Raw genomic sequence first — 19,731 nt, 5'->3', positions numbered from 1 at the left:
ATGGACAGCACCATCATCGACATCAGCGCCCGCGAAATCCTCGATTCCCGGGGCAACCCTACCGTCGAGGTGGAGGTCACCCTGGCCTGCGGCATCCGCGCCCGAGCCGCCGTACCCTCCGGCGCCTCCACCGGCAGCCGCGAAGCGGTGGAGTTGCGCGATGGCGACCCCCGGCGCTTTGCCGGCAAGGGCGTGCGCAAGGCCCTGGAACACGTGGAAGAGCGCATCGGCCCCGACCTCATCGACCTCGACGCCCGCGACCAGAAAGTCATCGACGACACCATGATCGCCCTTGACGGCACGGACAATAAGGCCCTGCTGGGTGCCAACGCCATCCTTGGCGTCTCTTTGGCCTGCGCCCGCGCCGCCGCCGAGGCCAGCGGCCTGCCCCTCTATCGTTACCTCGGCGGCCCCGGTGCCACGCGCCTGCCCGTCCCCTGCATGAATATCCTCAACGGCGGCGTCCATGCCCATGGTCAAGGAGCCGACATCCAGGAGTTCATGCTCGTCCCCTACGGCGCCGGCAGCTTCCGCGAAGCCTTGCGCTGGGGCGCCGAGGTCTACCATGCCCTCCAGGGCATCCTCTTGAGAAAAGGGCTCTCGGTGGGGGTGGGCGATGAAGGCGGTTTTGCCCCCCAGGTCCATGCCAATCGCGAACCCCTGGACCTCATCGTCGCCGCCATCGAAACGGTGGGTCTCCAACCCGGCGCCGAAGTGGGCATCGCCATGGACTCCGCCTCCAGCGAATTTTACCAAGACGGCAAATATCACCTGCACTGCGAAAAGCGCCAGCTCGGCAGCGCCGAAATGATCGCCTACTACGCCGCCCTGGTGGACGAATATCCCCTCTGCCTGCTGGAAGACGGGCTGGCCCAGGATGACTGGGAGAACTGGAAACTCCTCAACCGCCAGCTCGGCGATCGCATCGAACTGGTGGGCGACGACATCTTCTGCACCAATCCCGCCATTATCGCCCGCGCCATCACCGACCGGATCGCCAACGCCGCGCTGATCAAGCTCAACCAGATCGGCACCGTCACCGAGACCATCGCCGCCGCCCGTCTGGCCCAGTTCCATGGCTGGGGCGCCTTTGTCTCCCATCGTTCCGGCGAAACGGTGGATAGCTTCATTGCCGACCTGACGGTGGCCCTGGACACCGGCCATCTCAAATCCGGGGCACCCTGCCGCGGCGAACGGGTGGAGAAATACAACCAGCTCCTGCGCATCGAGGAAGAACTGGGCACCGCCGCCAGCTTCGCCGGCAAAGGGGCCTTCTGCAGACCGGTCAGATTCTGATCGCAGCACCGTAACGCAATTCCATTCCCCATCAAGGGAAAGACCCTGAAAGGAGCCAAACCATGCGTTGCCTGGTCACCAGTGCCCGCCCCTATGATCAGCAATTCCTCAATGCCGCCAACGATGGGCGCCATGAGCTGGTTTTTGTCGATACGGTACTCAATGCCGATACCGCCTTCATTGCCCAGGGCTATCCCGCCGTCTGCCCATTCGTGGACGACACCCTGGATGAGCAGACCCTGAAGACGCTGGCCGCCGGCGGCACCCAACTCCTGGCCCTGCGCAGTACGGGTTTCAACCATGTGGACATTCCCGCTGCCGAACGTTTGCGGATCACGGTCATGCGGGTACGCGATTACTCCCCCCATGCCGTGGCGGAATTCGCCGTGGGTCTCATGCTTACGCTCAATCGCCATCTGCACAAGGCCTATAACCGGGTGCGGGAAGGCAATTTCCTCCTCGACGGCCTGCTCGGCTTCGATATGCACGGCAAGACCGTGGGCATCGTCGGCACAGGCAAGATCGGCGCCGCCCTGGCCAGCATTCTTCATGGGATGGGCTGTCGCCTGCTCGGCTTCGATGCCGTCGCCAATCCCGCCTGCCAGGAACTGGGGATGCGGTATGTGGCACTGGAAGATCTGTTGCGCCAAAGCCGGATCGTCAGCCTCCATCTTCCCCTTGTTCCCGACACCCGACACCTCATGAATAGCGAACGCCTCGCCCTGATGCCCCAGGGTGCCATGCTCATCAATACCAGCCGCGGCGCCCTCATCGACACCAGCGCCCTCATTGCCGCCCTGAAAAGCCGTCATCTCGGAGCCGTCGGCCTCGACGTCTACGAAGAAGAGGCGGAACTGTATTTCCACAATCTCTGTGACGATATCATCTGCGATGACAGCTTCGAACGGCTATTGACCTTTCCCAATGTCGTCGTCACCGGTCATCAGGCCTTCTTCACGGCCGAGGCCCTCCACACCATCGCCGCCACCACCATCACCAATCTCGATGACTTTGCCGCCGGACGGGAAAACGGCAACATCGTCCGCGCCCCAGCCCTCGGAGTTCCGCACCCATGACCATCGCCCCCTGCTACCTCCTCCCCAATCTTCCCGACTCCCTCGCCGGCCTTGCGGAACTGGCCCTCGACCTGCGCTGGTCCTGGAGTCACGCCGCCGACGTCCTCTGGGAGCGGATCGCGCCGGAGCTCTGGCAGGCCACCCGCAATCCCTGGCTCATCCTGCAGAATGTCTCCAACGAAGTCCTGAACCGATTGGCCCAGGATCAGGCCTTTGTCGCCCTCCTGAACCGTTTTCTTGCCGGCCACCGGCAGAGCTTGACGGCCAAGAACTGGTTCAGCAGCAGCTACCCCCAGGCACCCTTCAGCCAAGTGGCCTATTTCAGCATGGAATTCGGCCTCTCCGAAGCCCTGCCCATCTACTCCGGGGGACTGGGCATTCTCGCCGGGGACTGCCTCAAGACCGCCAGCGATCTCGGCGTCCCCATCCTCGGCATCGGGCTGCTCTGGCAGCAAGGCTATTTCCGCCAGTCTCTGGACGATTGCGGCCGCCAGCAGGAGTTTTTCCCCTACAACGACCCTACCCAGCTACCGGTGGTGCCCGTGCGCGACCGGGAAGGCGAATGGCTGCGGGTGGAGCTCCCCTTTCCCGGCCGCAGCGTCCTCCTGCGCGCCTGGGAGGCCCGGATCGGCCGAGTCAAGCTCTACCTCCTCGACAGCAACGACCCCCTCAACTCCCCCGCCGACCGCGGCATCACCGCCGAATTGTACGGCGGCGGCCCGGAGATGCGCCTGCAGCAGGAGATCTGCCTGGGCATCGGCGGCTGGTTCCTGCTGCGGCGCCTGGGCATTCAGCCGGAGATCTGCCACCTCAACGAAGGCCACGCCGCCTTCGCCATCCTCGCCCGCGCCCATAGCCACATGCGCGACCACGGCACCGACTTCCGCTGCGCCCTCACCGCCACCCGCGCCGGCAATATCTTCACCACCCACACCCCCGTCGCCGCCGGCTTCGACCGCTTCGCCCCGGAGCTCCTCGCCCGCTATACGGAGGGTGCGCCGCAGGCCTTCGGCGTGGATAGCGGCACCGTGCTCGCCCTCGGCCGGGAAAACCCCGACGACCCCCGGGAACCCTTCAACATGGCCTGGCTGGCCATCCGCGGCAGCATCCTGGTCAATGGCGTCAGCCGTCTGCACGGCGCCGTCAGCCGGCGCATTTTCCAACCCCTCTTTCCGCGCTGGCCGGAAGACGAAGTCCCGGTCACCCATGTCACCAATGGCGTCCACGCCCCCTCCTGGGATTCCCAGGACGCCGACCGGATCTGGACCGAAAGCTGCGGCAAGGAACGCTGGCTGGGTGATCTGCACGACATCGAAAGCCGCTTTCAAAGCGTTACCGACCAGGCCCTCTGGGCCCTGCGCGCCGCTGCCCGGCAGCAGGTCATCGGCTTCGCCCGCGCCCGCCTGGAGCGCCAGTTCGCCGCCGCCCATGCCGACGAAGAGACGGTGCAACGCGCCGGACTCGCCCTGGATCCCAACGCCCTCACCATCGGTTTCGCCCGCCGCTTCACCGCCTACAAGCGCCCCAACATGCTGCTCGCGGACCCCGAACGGCTCTACCGCCTCCTCACCCATCCCCATTTCCCCGTCCAGCTCCTGCTCGCCGGCAAGGCCCACCCCCAGGACGGCGCCGGCAAGGTGATGGTCCAGCAATGGACCCAGTTCATCCACCAGCACCCCGACCTGGCCGGACGGGTCGTCTTCATTGCCGACTACGACATGCTGGTGGCCGAACAACTGGTGCAAGGTGTCGATCTGTGGATCAACACCCCCCGCCGCCCCTGGGAAGCCAGCGGCACCAGCGGCATGAAGGTACTCGTCAACGGCGGCTTGAACCTCTCCGAACTGGATGGCTGGTGGGCCGAGGCCTATGCGCCGGAACTGGGTTGGGCCCTGGGCGATGGTCAGGAGCACGATACGGACCTCGCCTGGGACGCCCGCGAGGCGGAGGATCTCTATCGCCTGCTGGAAGAGGAAGTGGTCCCCCTCTTCTACCACAACCGCGACGCCAACGGCTGCCCCTGCGGCTGGGTCGCAAAAATGCGCGCCAGCATGAGCCGCCTCACCCCGCGCTTCAGCAGCAACCGCATGGTCCGCGAATATGTCGAACAGCTCTACCTGCCCGCCGCCCATATTGCCGCGGCGCGGGCCGAGCGCAGCCAGGTGGAGCGCATTTGCCAGTGGCAGGGCGAGCTCGCCCAACACTGGGAGCGCATCCACTTCGGCGAACTGCAAATCCGCCAGGATGCCGGCATGCTCCACTTCCAGGTTCCCGTCTATCTCGACGATCTCGATCCGGGCGCCGTCGCCGTGGAGCTCTATGCCCTCGCCACGGCGGGCCAGAACGATGAAGTCCTGCCCATGACCCAGGGCGAAGCCCTTGGGGGCGCGGTCAACAGTTACAGCTACCGCTGCGAAATTTCCGCCCACCGCCCCGCCAGCGACTACACCCCCCGCATCGTCCCGCGCATGGCCGGATGCCAAGTCCCCATGGAGGCGCAGCAGATCCTCTGGTATCGTTGAGGCGAGCGTAGACCGGCCCTACAGGAAAAAAGCCATGACCCTGATGAGCGTGATCGTTTTTCTGGTAATCGGTGCCGCCGCCGGCTGGCTGGCGGGAGTGATCGTCAAGGGGCGGGGTTTCGGGATCCTCGGCGATATCGTCATCGGCATCATCGGGGCCTTTCTGGGCGGCTTTCTCCTCATCGCCTTTGGCCTGGCGGGCCTGGTGGGGGCCGGCGTCATCAGCGCCATCCTGGTGGCCACCGTGGGCGCGGTCATTCTGCTGGTGATCGTGAAAATCATCAAAAAGCTTTAGCCGGTCCGGACCATGAACATGACGATCAGCCCACCGGGGGTGCCAGCGGATTTGGCGCCGCCGGCGCCTCTGCTTCTTCCGCCATTTTCTCCGCCACCAAGAAAAAGACCTTGCATGGCGGCTGGCGCAAAGGGCGCCCAATTTCCCGAAAAAATGATAAAATGGCAAAAAAGCCTTCGGAGGCACCATGTCCCATTCCAACGCCCTTGATTCCCTGCTCAGCGAAATCCGCCATTTTGCCGTACCCGCCGATTTTTCTGCCCAGGCCAACATCAACAGTGCGGATTACGCGCAACTCCGCGCCCAGGACGAAGCAGATCCCGAGGCCTTCTGGTCTGCCCTGGCCCGCCAGCACCTCTCCTGGCATCAGCCTTTTACCGAGGTGCTGGACGAACGCCGCGCGCCCTTCTACCGCTGGTTTGCCGACGGCAGCCTCAATGTCGCCCACAACTGCCTGGACCGCCACTTGCACGGCGCCACCCGCCACAAGGCCGCCCTCATCTGGGAAGGGGAAGACGGCGCCGTACGGACCTTTACCTATGCCCAACTCCATCGCGAGGTAAGCCGATTCGCCAACGCGCTCCGTCATCAAGGCGTCGAGGTAGGTGATCGCGTAGCCATCTACATGCCCATGGTGCCTGAAGCGGTCATCGCCATGCTCGCCTGCGCCCGCATCGGGGCCATTCATACGGTGGTCTTCGGCGGCTTTTCCGCCGAAGCCCTCAAGGATCGCCTGGAGGATACCGGCGCCAAGCTCCTCATCACCGCCGACGGCGCCTGGCGAGCGGGGAAGGTCGTACCCCTCAAGCGCCATGCCGATCAGGCCCTCTTGCGGGAACACGAGCATCAGGTGGAAAAGGTCATCGTCCTGCGCCGCACCGGTGCCGACATCGACTTGCAGGAAGGCCGCGATCTCTGGTGGGAGGACGCCCTCGCCGGCATGGAGAGCAGTTGCCCGGCCCTGCCCTTCAATGCCGAGCACCCCCTCTTCATCCTCTATACCTCCGGCAGCACCGGCAAGCCCAAGGGTGTCGTGCACAGCAGCGCCGGTTATCTCCTCTGGGCCCTCCTCACCGTCCGCTGGGTCTTCGACCTCAAGCCCGAGGATGTCTACTGGTGCACCGCCGACATCGGCTGGATCACCGGACACAGCTATACGGTCTACGGCCCCCTGGCCAATGGCGCCACCGTCTTCCTCTATGAGGGCGCGCCCATGCACCCCCACCCCGACCGTTTCTGGGAAATGATCGAGCGCCATGGGGTGAGCATCTTCTATACCGCCCCCACGGCCATCCGCGCCTTCATGAAGATGGGCCAGGAATGGCCCGAACGCCACGACCTTTCCAGCCTGCGCCTGCTGGGCACGGTGGGCGAACCCATGAATCCCGAGGCCTGGATGTGGTACTACGAGACCATCGGCGGCGGCCGCTGTCCCATCACCGATACCTGGTGGCAGACGGAAACCGGCGGACACATGATCGCCCCCATTCCCGGCGTCACGCCGACGAAACCCGGCTCCTGCGCCATGCCCCTCCCCGGCATTCACGCCCGCATCGTCGACGAAGCCGGGCAGCCCATCGACAAACCCGAGGCGGGGGGCTATCTGGTCATGGAAAAACCGTGGCCCGGCATGTTGCGCGGGATCTGGGGGGACGATGCCCGTTATGTGGAAAGCTACTGGGCCAAGTTCGACAACCGCTATTACGTGGCGGGCGACAGCGCCCGCCGGGATGCCGACGGTTATTACTGGGTGATGGGCCGCATCGACGACGTGCTCAACGTATCCGGACATCGCCTGGGCACCGCCGAGATCGAGTCGGCCCTCGTCGCCCACCCCGCCGTGGCCGAGGCCGCGGTAGTGGGGATCCCGCACGAAATCAAGGGAGAAGCCATCTGCGCCTTTGTCGTCCTCCGGGCCAGTCATGCCGGCGATGACCGGGATGAATTGGGCGCCTCCCTGCGGGCCCATGTGGCCGAACTCATCGGCCCCATCGCCCGGCCCGACGATGTCCGCATCACCGACACCCTGCCCAAGACCCGCTCCGGCAAGATCATGCGCCGCCTCCTCCGCGCCATCGCCCGGGGCGAGGAGATCACCCAGGACATCAGCACCCTGGAGGACGAGGGCGTGGTGCGGGAATTGCAAAAATAGCCCGCGCGGGATCTCCGTCGGGGGGTTGTTGCAGGGCTGGCGAGGCGCCAAGGGCTTCGCCAGCCCGCTGTCATCAAAATGTCACATTGCCATGCCATAATGAATGAGCGAAACCCCCAGGGCTCAAAGCATGCGCATCCTGATGATATCCGACACCTACTTCCCCCGGGTCAGCGGGGTCGCGAGTTCCATCCGCAGCTTTCGCATGGGGCTCACCCGGCTTGGAAACGAGGTCGATCTCCTCATCCCCGCTTACGGCCCCGGGGAGGCGCCGGACACCGGCATCCTGCAAACCCCGGCCCGGCGGGTCTTCTTTTATCCCGAAGAGCGCCTCATGACCCCCCTGGGGCTCATGCGCCTGCGGCGGCGCTTGGGGCAGCGCCGCTATGACCTGATCCATATCCAGACACCATTCGTTGCCCACTCCTACGGCACCCATCTGGCGCACCGCCTGGAGATCCCCGCCGTCCTTTCCTACCATACCTATTTCGAGGCCTACATGGGCCATTACTATCCGTGGTTCCCCGCACCGCTGCGGCGCAGCCTGATCCGCCGGATCTCCCGTCACCAGTGCCATGCCGTGGCCGGGGTGATTGTTCCCTCCCGGGCCATGGCCGAGATTCTCTGGAGCTACGGCGTCAATACGCCGCTACAGGTCATCCCCACGGGGATCGATGCGGCGCCCTTCGCCAGCGGCGACGGCGCCGCATTCCGCGCCAATCTGGGTATCGGGCCGGAAAAACGGGTCTTGCTCTATGCCGGGCGCGTTGCCCCGGAAAAAAACATCCCCCTGCTCCTGGATGTCATTGAGCGGCTGCGGCATGTCCTGCCGGAAGTATTGTTGCTGTTGGCGGGGGATGGCCCGGCACGAGCCGCCCTGGAGGCCCAAAGCGCCCGGCGCGGGCTCGGCGACGTCGTGCGCTTCCTGGGTTATCTCGACCGCGAAAGCACCCTGAGGGATGCCTACCAGGCGGCAGAGATCTTCGTTTTCCCCTCGCAAACGGAGACCCAGGGCATGGTGCTCCTGGAGGCCCTGGCCGCAGGACTGCCGGTGGTGGCCATCCCCGCCCTGGGCGCCGCAGATCTCCTCGCATCCCGCCAGGGCAGCCGCAGCGCCCGCCCCGACCCCGCCGACTTCAGCGAACAATGCCTGCGTCTCCTCCGCGATCATGAACTCCGCGAACGCCTGGCCAGGGAGGCCCGGGAACTGGCCCGGCGCTGGTCCCAGGAAGCCATGTCCCAGCGCTTGATCCATTTCTATGCCACGCTCACCGGAGATCTCCCCATTTCCCACCTGCGGGTCCAACAACCATCCGCCTAACGAAATACTCCAGGGCGCACCCAGGTATCATGAAATGCATCTGAAACCGTAGGAGCGGCCCATGGCCGCGACCTTACCGGCCGATCACGGCATAGGGGTCGCGGCCATGGGCCGCTCCTACGTATCGCGTAGGCAGCAGCGCCTGTTATGCGGCGCTGCCCGCCCCCACCTGATGGGCGACGAAGGCGAAACGATCCCCCTCCAAAGTCACCTCGATGAGATCCCCGGGCACGAAGTCGCCCCGCAAGAGCTGCTGCGCCAGCGGGTTTTCGATCTCGCGCTGGATCACCCGTTTCAGGGGCCGCGCCCCGTACACCGGATCGTAGCCCACCTCCGCCAGATGGCTCACCGCGCCGTCGCTGAGGACGAGATCCATGTCCCGCTCGCGCAGGCGGCTGCGCAAAAAACCCACTTGAATCTCGGCAATGTGGCGCAACTGCTCGGCCGTGAGGGGATGAAAGATCACCACCTCATCAATGCGATTGAGGAACTCCGGCCGAAAATGGCCCTGCACCACCTCCATCACCGCTGCCTGCATGGCGCTGTAATCTCCCCGCCGGCTGTATTCCTGGATACGATCCGACCCCAGGTTGGAAGTCATGACGATCACGGTGTTGCGAAAGTCCACCGTGCGCCCCTGACCGTCCGTCAGCCTACCGTCATCCAGGACCTGCAGCAGGATGTTGAAGACCTCGGGGTGGGCCTTTTCCACCTCATCCAGGAGGATCACCGAATAAGGCTTGCGCCGTACCGCCTCCGTGAGATATCCCCCTTCTTCATAACCCACATAGCCGGGCGGGGCGCCAATGAGACGGGCCACGGAATGTTTCTCCATGAACTCGCTCATGTCGATGCGCACCATATGTTCCTCGCTGTCGAAAAGGAACTCCGCCAGGGCCTTGGTGAGCTCCGTCTTGCCCACCCCCGTAGGCCCCAGAAACAGGAAGGAGCCGTTGGGCCGCTTGGGATCCGAGAGACCGGCGCGGGAACGGCGGATGGCGTTGGCCACCGCGGTCACCGCTTCGCCCTGCCCCACCACCCGCGCCTGCAGGCGCTCTTCCATCTTCAGCAGTTTTTCCTTTTCGCCTTCCAGCATCTTGGCGACGGGAATGCCCGTCCAGCGCGCCACCACCTCGGCAATCTCCTCCTCCCCCACCTCCATGCGCAGGAGCTTGGGCTTGCCGGTACTCGCCCCGGATTCCGTGGCCTCTGCCTGCTGCAGTTTCCGTTCCAGGTCGGGGATGGCGCCATACTGCAGTTGCGCCATGCGCTCCAGGTCGTTGGCGCGGCGGGCGTTTTCCAGCTCCACCCGCAGGCGATCCAGTTCCTTCTGAAGCTGAGAAGTCCCTTCAATGGCCAGTTTCTCCGCCTTCCAAACCTCTTCCAGTTCCTTATATTTCCGCTCCAACTCATCGATTTGACTGCGCAAGGTATCCAGGCGCTTGCGGCTTGCTTCGTCTTTTTCCTTTTCCAGGGCCACACGCTCGATATTGAGCTGGATGATCCGCCGCTCCAGCTCATCCAGTTCCTGAGGTTTGGAGTCGATCTCCATCTTGATCCGCGACGCGGCCTCGTCGATGAGATCGATGGCCTTGTCCGGGAGATTGCGATCCGTGATATAGCGGTGCGACAATTGCGCCGCCGCCACCAGGGCCGGATCGGTGATGCGCACGCCATGATGGGCCTCGTAACGCTCCTTGAGCCCGCGCAGGATGGCAATGCTGTCCTCCACGCTGGGTTCGTCCACCAGGACCCGCTGGAAGCGCCGTTCCAGGGCCGCGTCCTTTTCGATGTACTTGCGGTATTCATCCAGCGTCGTCGCGCCGATGCAATGCAGTTCGCCCCGGGCCAAGGCGGGCTTGAGCATGTTGCCGGCATCCATGGCCCCTTCGGCCTTGCCGGCACCTACCAGGGTGTGGATCTCGTCAATGAACAGAATGATCTGTCCCTCGGCCTTGCCCAGGTCCGTGAGCAGTGCCTTGAGCCGCTCTTCAAACTCGCCGCGGAACTTGGCCCCTGCAATGAGCGCGCCCAGGTCCAGGCTCAAGAGCCGCTTGCCGCGCAGGGACTCCGGGACCTCGCCATTGACGATGCGCAGCGCCAGGCCCTCGACAATGGCGGTCTTGCCCACTCCCGGCTCGCCGATGAGCACGGGATTGTTCTTGGTGCGCCGCAACAAGACCTGAATGGTGCGCCGGATTTCGTCATCCCGGCCGATCACCGGATCCAGCTTGCCCTGGGCGGCCCGCTCGGTGTAGTCGGTCGTGTATTTCTCCAGCGCCTGGCGCTGCTCCTCGGCATTGGCATCCTTGATCTTTTCGCCGCCATGCAGGTCGTTGATGGCCTGCTCCAGATCCTTGGCCGTGGCCCCGGCTTCCTTCAGCAGTCGTCCCGCCTCGCCCTTGTCCTCCAGCAGTGCCAGCAGGAAATGCTCGGTGGCGATATAGGCGTCGCCGCGTTTCTGGGCGATCTTGTCGGCAAGATTGAGCATATTGCTCAAATCACGGCCAATGCTCACCTCGCCGGGGGTCCCATGCACCTTCGGCAGGCCCTCCAGGGCCCGGCCGAGATTGCTGCGCAGGCTGTCTACCCGCACGCCCGCCTTGGACAGCAAAGGCCGCGCGATTCCGCCATCCTGATCCAGAAAGGCGATGAGGAGGTGCAGCGGCTCGATCTGCTGATGATCCTGGGCCAGGGCCAGACTCTGGGCCTCTTGCAATCCTTGTTGGAATTTGGTGGTCAGTTTATCCATTCGCATTGGTTCGGCTCCGTGATTTTCGCGTCTGCAACATAAATGGGTCTACCGGTGCCCCTTTTCAAGAGACCCCATGGCCCGCTCCCGATTTCGCGTGCCCTGGCCGGAGCGCCGCGACCAGCAGGAAGGTTCCCAGCAGCGACAAGGCCGCAGCCGCATAAAAGGTCCCCGGTCCGCCCATCTCCTGCCAGGCCCAGCCGCTGCCCAGAGCCCCCAAGGCACCGCCTAGGCCATAGGCCGCGCTGGCGTAGAGGGCTTGGCCGCGGGCCCGCAACAAGGCGGGGAAGCGTTGGTAAACCCAGTGTACCGCCGCCAGATGAAAGGCCCCATAGCTTGCTGCATGGAGGGTTTGCACCGCGATGATCCAGGACAAATCGGGCCACAGGCCGATGACCGTCCAGCGTAGGGCCGTCAACAGAAAGCTCGCATACAGAACCCTATGCAGACCCACGCGCCGAATGATCCTCTCGCCCAGCGCAAAAAACAGCACCTCGCAGAGCACCGCAAAACCCCACAGCAAGCCCACTGCAGCACTGCCCAGGCCATGGTCCCCGACATAAATGGAATAAAATGCGTAATAAGGACCATGACTTGCCTGTTCCAGCGCGCAAGCGGCGAGAAAGAACAGCAGATCCCCGCGCCGCAGTTCCTGGCGCAGGGCCGGCCGCGGCACCGCTGGCGGTGCGCCGGCCGCGGCAAAAGGCAGATAACGGCTGGACCACCACGCCGCCAGCAGGAACACGGCAACGACGGGCAGAAATACCGCCATTCCCCAGCGCGCGATGAGCCAGCCCATCCCCAGGGCCAGCAGAATGAAACCGATGGAGCCCCAGAGACGGATCCGGCCATAGGCCGCCCCCCTGCGCTCGGCCCATTCCAGGGTCGTGATGTCCACCAGGGGCAGGGTAGCCGCCCAGAAAAAGGAAAACCCGATGGTAATGAGGAAGATGCTGAAAAAATCATGGGCCCAGGACAAGGCCAGGAAACCCAGGGCCGTGGCCAGGGCCGCCGCCGGCACGATCCTGCCCAAGCCCCAGCGCTGCGCCATCAGGCCCCAGATATTGGGAGCGAGGACCTTGGTGGCCTGGATGGTGGCGGTGAGGATGCCGATCTCCAGCGCCGTCTGCCCCTGCTGCTGCAGATAGGGGCCCCAATAGGGCATGAAGGCCCCCAGGGCGGAGAAATAGAGGGCGTAATAGAGGGCCAGCCAGCGCCCTTGCCGCTGCCCGGTCATGGCACCGCGTTAGCGGGAGGCAGGGATGGGCGGCAGGGGTGGACGCACATCCCCATTCTGCGCCCGCTGGCGCAGCCAGTGGTCCATGAGCACGATGGCGAGCATCGCTTCGACGATGGGCACAGCGCGGATCCCCACGCAGGGATCGTGGCGGCCCGTGGTGACCACCTCCAGCGGCTCGCCGTGGAGATCGATGCTCTGCCGCGGGATACGAATGCTGGAGGTGGGCTTGATGGCCACGGAGAGGGTAAGGTCCTGGCCGCTGGAAATGCCGCCCAGGACACCGCCGGCATGATTACTGGCAAAGCCCTGGGGCGTCAGCGCATCGCCATGTTCGCTGCCGCGCTGCTCCACCACGGCGAAACCATCCCCCACGGCCACCGCCTTGACGGCATTGATGCTCATCATCGCCTTGGCAATATCCGCTTCCAGGCGATCAAAGACCGGCTCGCCGAGACCGACCGGCATGCCCTCCACCCGCGCATCCACCCGCGCCCCGATGGAGTCTCCCTCCTTGCGCAGGGCGTCGAGGAATGCCGCCATTTCCTCTGCCGCCGCTGCGTCGGGGCAAAAGAAGGAATTTCGCCCGATCTCTTCGCGCGCGAAGCTGCGCGCCCGGATGGAACCCATCTGGGCCAGCCAGGCGGTGATCTCGACTCCCAGGCGTTCGCGCAGGAACTTGCGGGCCACCGCCCCCGCCGCGACCCGGGTCGCCGTCTCCCGGGCGGAGGAGCGCCCTCCGCCCCGATAGTCGCGCCGCCCATATTTTTGCAAGTACGTGTAGTCGGCATGGCCGGGCCGAAAGGTATCCTTGATCTTGCCGTAGTCCTGGGAGCGCTGGTCGGTATTGCGGATCAGCAACCCGATGGGGGTACCCGTGGTGTATCCCTCGAATACGCCGGAAAGGATCTCCACCTGATCCGTCTCCTGACGTTGGGTGGTGTGCCGCGACTGCCCCGGACGGCGGCGGTCCAGATCACCCTGAATATCCGCCTCCACCAGAGCCAGGCCCGGCGGACAGCCGTCAATGACGCAGCCGATGGCCGGTCCATGACTCTCGCCAAAGGTGCTGACGCGGAAGCACTCCCCGATGCTGCTTCCGGGCATGGGCTTATTTACCCATCTCGATCATGGCGTAAGCCGAATGATTGTGAATGGATTCGAAGTTTTCGGAGGAAACCGAGAACCAATCCACCCGGGCATCGCCCTTCAGCCGGATGGCCACATCCCGCACCATGTCCTCCACAAACTTGGGATGATCATAGGCATATTCGGTCACGAATTTTTCATCGGGCCGCTTGAGCAGGCCGTAAAGCTGGCAGGAGGCTTCCTCCTCGACGAGATCGATGATCTCTTCGATCCAGATCCAATCATTGGCCCGCACCCGCACCTGCACATGGGAACGCTGGTTGTGGGCGCCATAATCGGCGATGCTCTTGGAACAGGGGCAAAGGCTGGTCACCGGCACCTGCACGCCAATGGTCTGGCGATACTGGTCGTGGCTGGACTCGCCGACAAAGCTGACCTCGTAATCCATGAGGCTCTTCACCCCGGAAATGGGCGCCGCCTTGTTGATGAAATAGGGAAACTGCATCTCTAGGCGGGCGGCATCGGCATCCAGCCGCTCGCGCATGGTGCGCACGATTTCCTGAAAGGAATCAACACTGATCTCCCGGTCGTGGGCATTGAGGATCTCCACGAAGCGCGACATGTGGGTGCCCTTGAAGTGCTGGGGGAGGCTCACGTACATGTTGCACAGGGCGATGGTATGCTGCTCCCCTTCGCTGCGGTCGCGAATCCGCACCGGATGGCGAATGGCCTTGATGCCCACCTGATTGATGGGTATGGCGCGCGGGTCGGGCCGTCCCTGAACGTCTTCCATGACTTCTGCGGCGCAATCTCTCACCATTCACCTCGCACGGAACTTGTTGAGTAGTTCAGTCGGATACTACGCCCGCCCCCGCTCCGGGGGCAAGACCGTCCAGCAGGGCGCGGGCGGCAGATTCGATGCCCGCCGCGTCCAGTCCAAGCTCCGCCAGCCACTCCTTGGCTTCTCCCTGTTCAATGAATTGATCGGGCAGGCCCAGGATGCGCATTGCCACGCTTCGCCCCCCATTGAGCAGGCATTCGGCCACGGCGCTACCGGCGCCCCCCATGATCGCCCCCTCCTCCACCGTGAGGAAGGCCCCATGATTCCGGGCCAGATCCAGCAACAGGGCTTGATCCATGGGCTTGACAAAGCGCATGTTGACCACCGTCGCATCCACGGCCTCGCCCGCCGCCATGGCCGCAGCCACCCGGGAGCCAAAGGCCAGGATGGCCAGATTCCGCCCCCGGCGCAGGACCTCCGCCTTGCCGATGGGCACCGTGCGGCCGAGATCCTTGTCCAGGCCAACACCCAGGCCGCTGCCCCGGGGATAGCGCACCATGGCCGGTCCGGGATGGGCGAAGCCGGTATTGAGCATATCGCGCAATTCTTGCTCGTCCTTGGGCGCCATGATGAGCAGATTGGGAATGGTGCGGGCAAAAGCCAGGTCAAAACTGCCCTGGTGGGTGGCGCCGTCGGCGCCCACCAGGCCGGCGCGATCCACGGCCAGGAGCACCGGCAGGTTCTGGATGGCGATGTCATGGATCAATTGATCATAGGCCCGCTGCAGGAAGGTGGAATAGATGGCCACCACCGGATGGATTCCCTCGCAGGCGAGCCCCGCCGCAAAGGTCAGGGCGTGTTGTTCGGCGATGCCCACGTCGAAATAGCGTTGGGGAAATAGTTGCTCGAAACGCACCAGTCCCGATCCCTCGCGCATGGCCGGGGTGATGGCCACCAGGCTTTTTTCCCTGGCCGCCTTGTCGCAGAGCCAATCACCGAAGATCTGGGTATAGCTGGGCGGACCGCTCGCCTTTTTGGCCATCTGGCCGCTGCCCTGATCAAAGGGCGTGACCCCATGATAGGTGCAGGGATCCGCCTCGGCGGGCGCGTAGCCCTTGCCCTTTCTGGTGACCACGTGCAGCAGGCGCGGCCCCTTGATATCCTTGAGGTTTTCCAGAGTGGGGATGAGCACGTCGAGATCGTGGCCGTCAATGGGCCCGAAGTAATGGAAGCCCATTTCCTCAAAGAGGGTGGCGGGAGACACCAGCCCCTTCACCCCCTCCTCGGCCTTTTTGGCCAGTTCGCGCAGGGGCGGCAGGAGGCTCAGGGCCTGGCCCGCCCCTTCGCGCACGGTATTGTAGAGGCGCCCGGAAAGGATGCGCGTAAGATACTGCGACACCGCGCCGACATTGGGAGAAATGGACATTTCATTGTCATTGAGCACCACCAGCAGGTCGGCGTCCAGGGCGCCGCCGTTATTCAGGCCCTCGTAGGCGAGGCCCGCCGTCATGGCCCCGTCGCCGATGATGGCCACCACCTGGCGCGCCTGATGTTCCAGTTTGGCCGCCACGGCCATCCCCAGGGCGGCGCTGATGGAGGTGCTGGAATGGCCCGCCCCGAAAGCGTCGTAGACGCTCTCGTCGCGCTTCAAAAAGCCTGACAATCCATCCTTCATGCGCAAGGTGGGGAAGCGCGGGCCGCGGCCGGTGAGGATCTTGTGGGGATAGGCCTGATGCCCGACGTCCCAGACGAGGCGATCCTCCGGGGTATTGAAGACCGCGTGGAGGGCTACCGTCAGCTCCACCGCCCCCAGGCTGGAGGAAAGGTGGCCGCCGGTACTGCTGACGCTGTCGAGAATGAATTGGCGGACGGCCGCCGCGACCCGCTTCTGCTCGGTCCGGGACATCCGCCGCAACTCGGCAGGTGAGGGAATTCCGCTGCGCAAGGGCCCGCTCATTTACTGCGCTCGACGATCAGGCGCGCCAGGGCCCGCAAATGATCCGCTTCCACCCCCCAGGGGAGGATGGCCGCCAGCGCCTCTTCCAGGAGGCGCCGGGCGTAATCCTGAGCGCCGGCCAGGCCGAGCAGGGTCACAAAGCTCGGCTTGTTGCGGCTGCGATCCGCCCCCTGCATGGCCTTGCCCGTCAGTTCCAGATCGCCGATTTCGTCGAGGATATCGTCCTGCACCTGGAAAGCGAGTCCCACCCGATCGGCATAACGCAACAGCGCCTCGTACTGCTCACCGCTATCCCGCCCGGCGGCAAACAGGGCCAACTGGACGGCGCAGCGGATGAGCATGCCGGTTTTGTGCAGATGCATGGTCTCCAGGGCCGGCAACGCCAGTTCGTGGCCCACGGCGGCCAGATCAATGGCCTGCCCGCCGACCATGCCCCGCGAACCGGCACTCGCCGCCAGGGCCCGCAGCATGCGCAACTGCCATTCCGGCGTCACGCCCCAGCCGGTTTCGGACACGAGCTGAAAGGCCAGCGCCTGCAGGCCGTCACCCGCCAGGATGGCCGTCGCTTCATCAAAGGCCCGGTGGCAGGTGGGACGGCCACGACGCAGGTCGTCATTGTCCATGGCAGGCAGATCGTCGTGGACCAGGGAATAGGCATGGATCAATTCCAGAGCGGCGGCGGGGCGATCGAGCTGCTCCGCCGCTACCGCCAGGCAGTGCCCTGCGGCATAGACCAGCAGGGGGCGAATACGCTTGCCGCCACCCAACACGCTGTAGCGCATGGCGCGATGGAGACGGGCCGGCAAAATCTCTTCGCTCGGCAATAGCTGCCCCAAAACCCCTTCCATGCGCTCGACATGGGACCGGCAGAATGTCTGAAAGGCTGGTTGCTCCATGGCTGCGTCCACGATCATTGATCCTCTTCGCTCAGGAAAGGCACCGGCGCATCGGCCTCGGCCAGGAGTATTTCCACCGTCTGCCGCGCCTGCTGGAGTTGTTCCTCGCAACGGCGCGCCAGTTGCGCTCCCCGCTGAAAGAGGGCGATGGATTCCTCCAGCCGCAACTGGCCGCTTTCCAATTGCTTGACCGTGTCTTCCAGGGCTTCCAGAGTGGATTCGAAGTCAACGGGGCGAGGGTCATCCCCGGCGGGTGTTTTCATGGCAGATCTCATCGAAATAATTAAACACTACCCCAACGTCCCAAGGCAAGGCAAACTCCAGAGCGCTTCGCCAAAGCGGCGGCGGGAAATGGTGCGCCATTCCCCCCGCAAAAACAACTCGGGAGCCCGCCAATAGGGCCTCCGCCGCTGATTGTCCTCCCTGCCGGCCCGGCAAGAACCCGCTTCCGGGTGGGCAACAACGTGTTTTCCGCCCTGGGGGCCGTTAGACATCCGCCTGCGCCCCTCGTAAGATGCTCGCCTCATCAGAGTGACAAAAGACCATCTCCATGTCTCGTAACCACATCGATGCGACAGGCCTTTCCGCCGCAGGACCAGCCCCCCTTCCCCGCCTTTCCGCAACCCGTTTTGAAGTGCTGGGAGCGATCAGCGTTTCCCATTTTCTGAACGATATGATCCAGTCCCTGATGCTGGCGGTGTATCCGCTGTTCAAGGGCAATTTCCACCTGAGCTTCGCGCAGATCGGCCTCATTACCCTGGCCTACCAGCTCACTGCGGCAGTGATCCAGCCCTTGATCGGCGCCTACACGGATCGACGCCCCCACCCCTTTTCCCTGCCGATTGGGATGTTTTTCACCTTCTTCGGTCTCTTGTTACTCTCCATCGCACCGAATTACGGCCTCCTGCTCGCCGCTGCGGCCATGGTCGGCATGGGTTCATCGGTCTTTCACCCGGAATCCTCCCGCGTGGCGCGCATGGCCTCGGGCGGGCGGCACGGCCTGGCGCAATCCATTTTCCAGGTGGGCGGCAACGTCGGTACGGCCACCGGCCCGCTGCTGGCCGCCTGGCTGGTGATGCCCAACGGGCAGGAAAGCCTGTCCTGGTTCTCCGCTGCGGCGCTCCTGGCCATCGTCATCCTCTTTTTCGTGGGCCGCTGGTACCGCCACCAGCATCGTCTGCCCAAAACCGCAAGCCCGGCCATTGCCGCCGCCCCGCTGCCCAAGGACGTCGTCCGGCGCAGCATGATCATCCTGGTGCTCCTGATGTTCTCCAAGTTTCTCTATCTGACCAGCATCAGCAGCTACCTGATTTTTTATCTCATGGATCGTTTCCATATCCCGGTGCAGCAGGCGCAGATCCACCTCTTCCTCTTTCTCGCCGCCGTGGCGGCCGGCACCCTCTTTGGCGGCCCCATTGGGGATCGCATCGGCCGCAAAGCCATCATCTGGGTCTCCATCCTGGGCATCGCCCCCTTTACCCTGGCGCTGCCCCATTGCGGATTGACGGCGACAGCCGTTCTCAGCGTGGTGATCGGCTTCCTGCTCGCCTCCGCCTTCCCGGCCATCGTCGTCTATGCCCAGGAACTCATCCCCGGCCGGGTTGGGGCGGTTTCCGGCTTGTTTTTCGGCCTGGCCTTTGGCCTGGGGGGAATCGGCGCCGCCGCCCTGGGCGAGTTGGCGGACCTTTGGGGCATTGCCTGGGTCTATCAATTTTGCGCCTTTCTCCCCTTGCTCGGGGTCCTGGCGGCCTTTCTTCCGCATTTCCGCACCGCACCGGTGGCCCAGGCCCATGGATCCTGAAAACGGCCCTTGGCGGTGGATTTCTGCCGCCGGAGCACCCACCGCCAACGGCCGAATCCAGCTTGACGGTGGCCAACGGCAGGACTCACGACGGCAGCGCAAGGGGCTTCCAGGCTGTGCATTCCTTTTAATGTGAAAGAAATCCGTGGAATGGGCACGGCAATCCCTGGCCATCGGGTGGCCATATTGGGATCGGAGTGACGCTCTACGCCGGCTGATGCTGCGGCAGGAAGCCGAATTTGATCAGTTTCTTGATCCAGCGAGAAGCATTGCGCTGCACACTCAGTGCCTCATAGTCCGTATCGGCATCCCGGTAGTACTTGCCGTGTGAGAGCATGAAGTAGATGATGCGCAGCATTTTGTGGGCCAGGGCGATGATGGAGCGCTTGTGCCCCCTACGGACGACGAGACTCTGGAACTTGGAGCGCAGGGCGCAGTGGGTACGGCTGGCGGCATGGGCGCATTCGCAGAGGATCCGACGGACATAGGGGTTGCCCTTGCGGGTTCGCCCACTTTTCCGTTTTCCGGCAGACTCATTGTTCCCGGGACAAAGGCC

The 19,731-nt window shown here is 64.2% G+C and carries 15 protein-coding genes; 7 read left to right on the top strand and 8 right to left on the bottom strand.

Going from position 1 to position 19,731, the window contains the following annotated elements; translation table 11 throughout:
* From eno to ACP5MM_RS04805, 6 genes are all read left to right on the top strand, one after another.
* Entirely contained in the window at positions 1-1,296 is a 1,296-nt protein-coding gene (gene eno / locus ACP5MM_RS04830) for a phosphopyruvate hydratase (protein WP_427932642.1), read from the top strand.
* Positions 1,297-1,358: 62 nt separating this feature from the next.
* Positions 1,359-2,372: a 2-hydroxyacid dehydrogenase gene (locus ACP5MM_RS04825; protein ID WP_427932643.1), complete on the top strand. Its 1,014-nt coding sequence runs from the start codon at positions 1,359-1,361 to the stop codon at positions 2,370-2,372.
* Entirely contained in the window at positions 2,369-4,894 is a 2,526-nt protein-coding gene (glgP, locus tag ACP5MM_RS04820) for an alpha-glucan family phosphorylase (RefSeq protein ID WP_427934190.1), read from the top strand. Before ACP5MM_RS04825 ends, glgP begins: the two co-directional genes overlap by 4 nt.
* A 34-nt stretch (positions 4,895-4,928) precedes the next feature.
* Positions 4,929-5,189 carry a GlsB/YeaQ/YmgE family stress response membrane protein gene (locus ACP5MM_RS04815; protein ID WP_427933099.1) on the top strand — a complete coding sequence of 87 codons (261 nt, stop codon included), beginning with the start codon at positions 4,929-4,931 and terminating at the stop codon, positions 5,187-5,189.
* 187 nt (positions 5,190-5,376) lie between these two features.
* The gene (gene acs, locus ACP5MM_RS04810) at positions 5,377-7,341 is read left to right on the top strand and encodes an acetate--CoA ligase (protein WP_427933097.1); all 1,965 of its coding nucleotides are present in this window, start codon (positions 5,377-5,379) and stop codon (positions 7,339-7,341) included.
* Positions 7,342-7,471: 130 nt separating this feature from the next.
* Positions 7,472-8,662, top strand: coding sequence for a glycosyltransferase (locus ACP5MM_RS04805; protein ID WP_427934189.1), 1,191 nt, complete (start codon positions 7,472-7,474; stop codon positions 8,660-8,662).
* A gap of 145 nt (positions 8,663-8,807) precedes the next feature.
* On the opposite strand, the gene clpB is transcribed toward ACP5MM_RS04805, so the two are convergent.
* From clpB to xseB, 7 genes are read right to left on the bottom strand one after another with little or no spacing between them, the layout of a single operon-like run.
* On the bottom strand, positions 8,808-11,420 hold the full coding sequence (gene clpB, locus ACP5MM_RS04800) for an ATP-dependent chaperone ClpB (protein ID WP_427933093.1): 2,613 nt from the start codon (positions 11,418-11,420) through the stop codon (positions 8,808-8,810).
* A 58-nt stretch (positions 11,421-11,478) separates the two neighbouring features.
* Entirely contained in the window at positions 11,479-12,651 is a 1,173-nt protein-coding gene (locus tag ACP5MM_RS04795; protein WP_427933091.1) for an MFS transporter, read from the bottom strand.
* A gap of 9 nt (positions 12,652-12,660) precedes the next feature.
* Positions 12,661-13,758 (bottom strand): chorismate synthase, encoded by a 1,098-nt coding sequence (gene aroC, locus ACP5MM_RS04790; RefSeq protein ID WP_427933089.1) that lies wholly within the window; start codon positions 13,756-13,758, stop codon positions 12,661-12,663.
* A gap of 4 nt (positions 13,759-13,762) precedes the next feature.
* Positions 13,763-14,533, bottom strand: a complete 771-nt coding sequence (folE2, locus tag ACP5MM_RS04785; protein WP_427934188.1) for a GTP cyclohydrolase FolE2 — start codon at positions 14,531-14,533, stop codon at positions 13,763-13,765.
* A 55-nt stretch (positions 14,534-14,588) separates the two neighbouring features.
* On the bottom strand, positions 14,589-16,466 hold the full coding sequence (gene dxs, locus ACP5MM_RS04780) for a 1-deoxy-D-xylulose-5-phosphate synthase (RefSeq protein WP_427934187.1): 1,878 nt from the start codon (positions 16,464-16,466) through the stop codon (positions 14,589-14,591).
* 8 nt (positions 16,467-16,474) lie between these two features.
* Positions 16,475-17,386, bottom strand: a complete 912-nt coding sequence (locus ACP5MM_RS04775; RefSeq protein WP_427934186.1) for a polyprenyl synthetase family protein — start codon at positions 17,384-17,386, stop codon at positions 16,475-16,477.
* A 2-nt stretch (positions 17,387-17,388) separates the two neighbouring features.
* Positions 17,389-17,637: an exodeoxyribonuclease VII small subunit gene (gene xseB, locus ACP5MM_RS04770; RefSeq protein ID WP_427932868.1), complete on the bottom strand. Its 249-nt coding sequence runs from the start codon at positions 17,635-17,637 to the stop codon at positions 17,389-17,391.
* 287 nt (positions 17,638-17,924) lie between these two features.
* On the opposite strand from xseB, the gene ACP5MM_RS04765 reads away from it, so the two are divergent.
* On the top strand, positions 17,925-19,175 hold the full coding sequence (locus ACP5MM_RS04765; RefSeq protein WP_427932870.1) for an MFS transporter: 1,251 nt from the start codon (positions 17,925-17,927) through the stop codon (positions 19,173-19,175).
* Positions 19,176-19,380: 205 nt separating this feature from the next.
* On the opposite strand, the gene ACP5MM_RS04760 is transcribed toward ACP5MM_RS04765, so the two are convergent.
* On the bottom strand, positions 19,381-19,731 hold a 351-nt coding region (locus ACP5MM_RS04760), incomplete at its 5' end, for a transposase (protein WP_427934185.1).

The organism is Acidithiobacillus sp. (assembly GCF_049965315.1).
Lineage (GTDB): Bacteria > Pseudomonadota > Gammaproteobacteria > Acidithiobacillales > Acidithiobacillaceae > Acidithiobacillus_B.
This window is presented reverse-complemented; position numbering and strand designations above follow the sequence as displayed.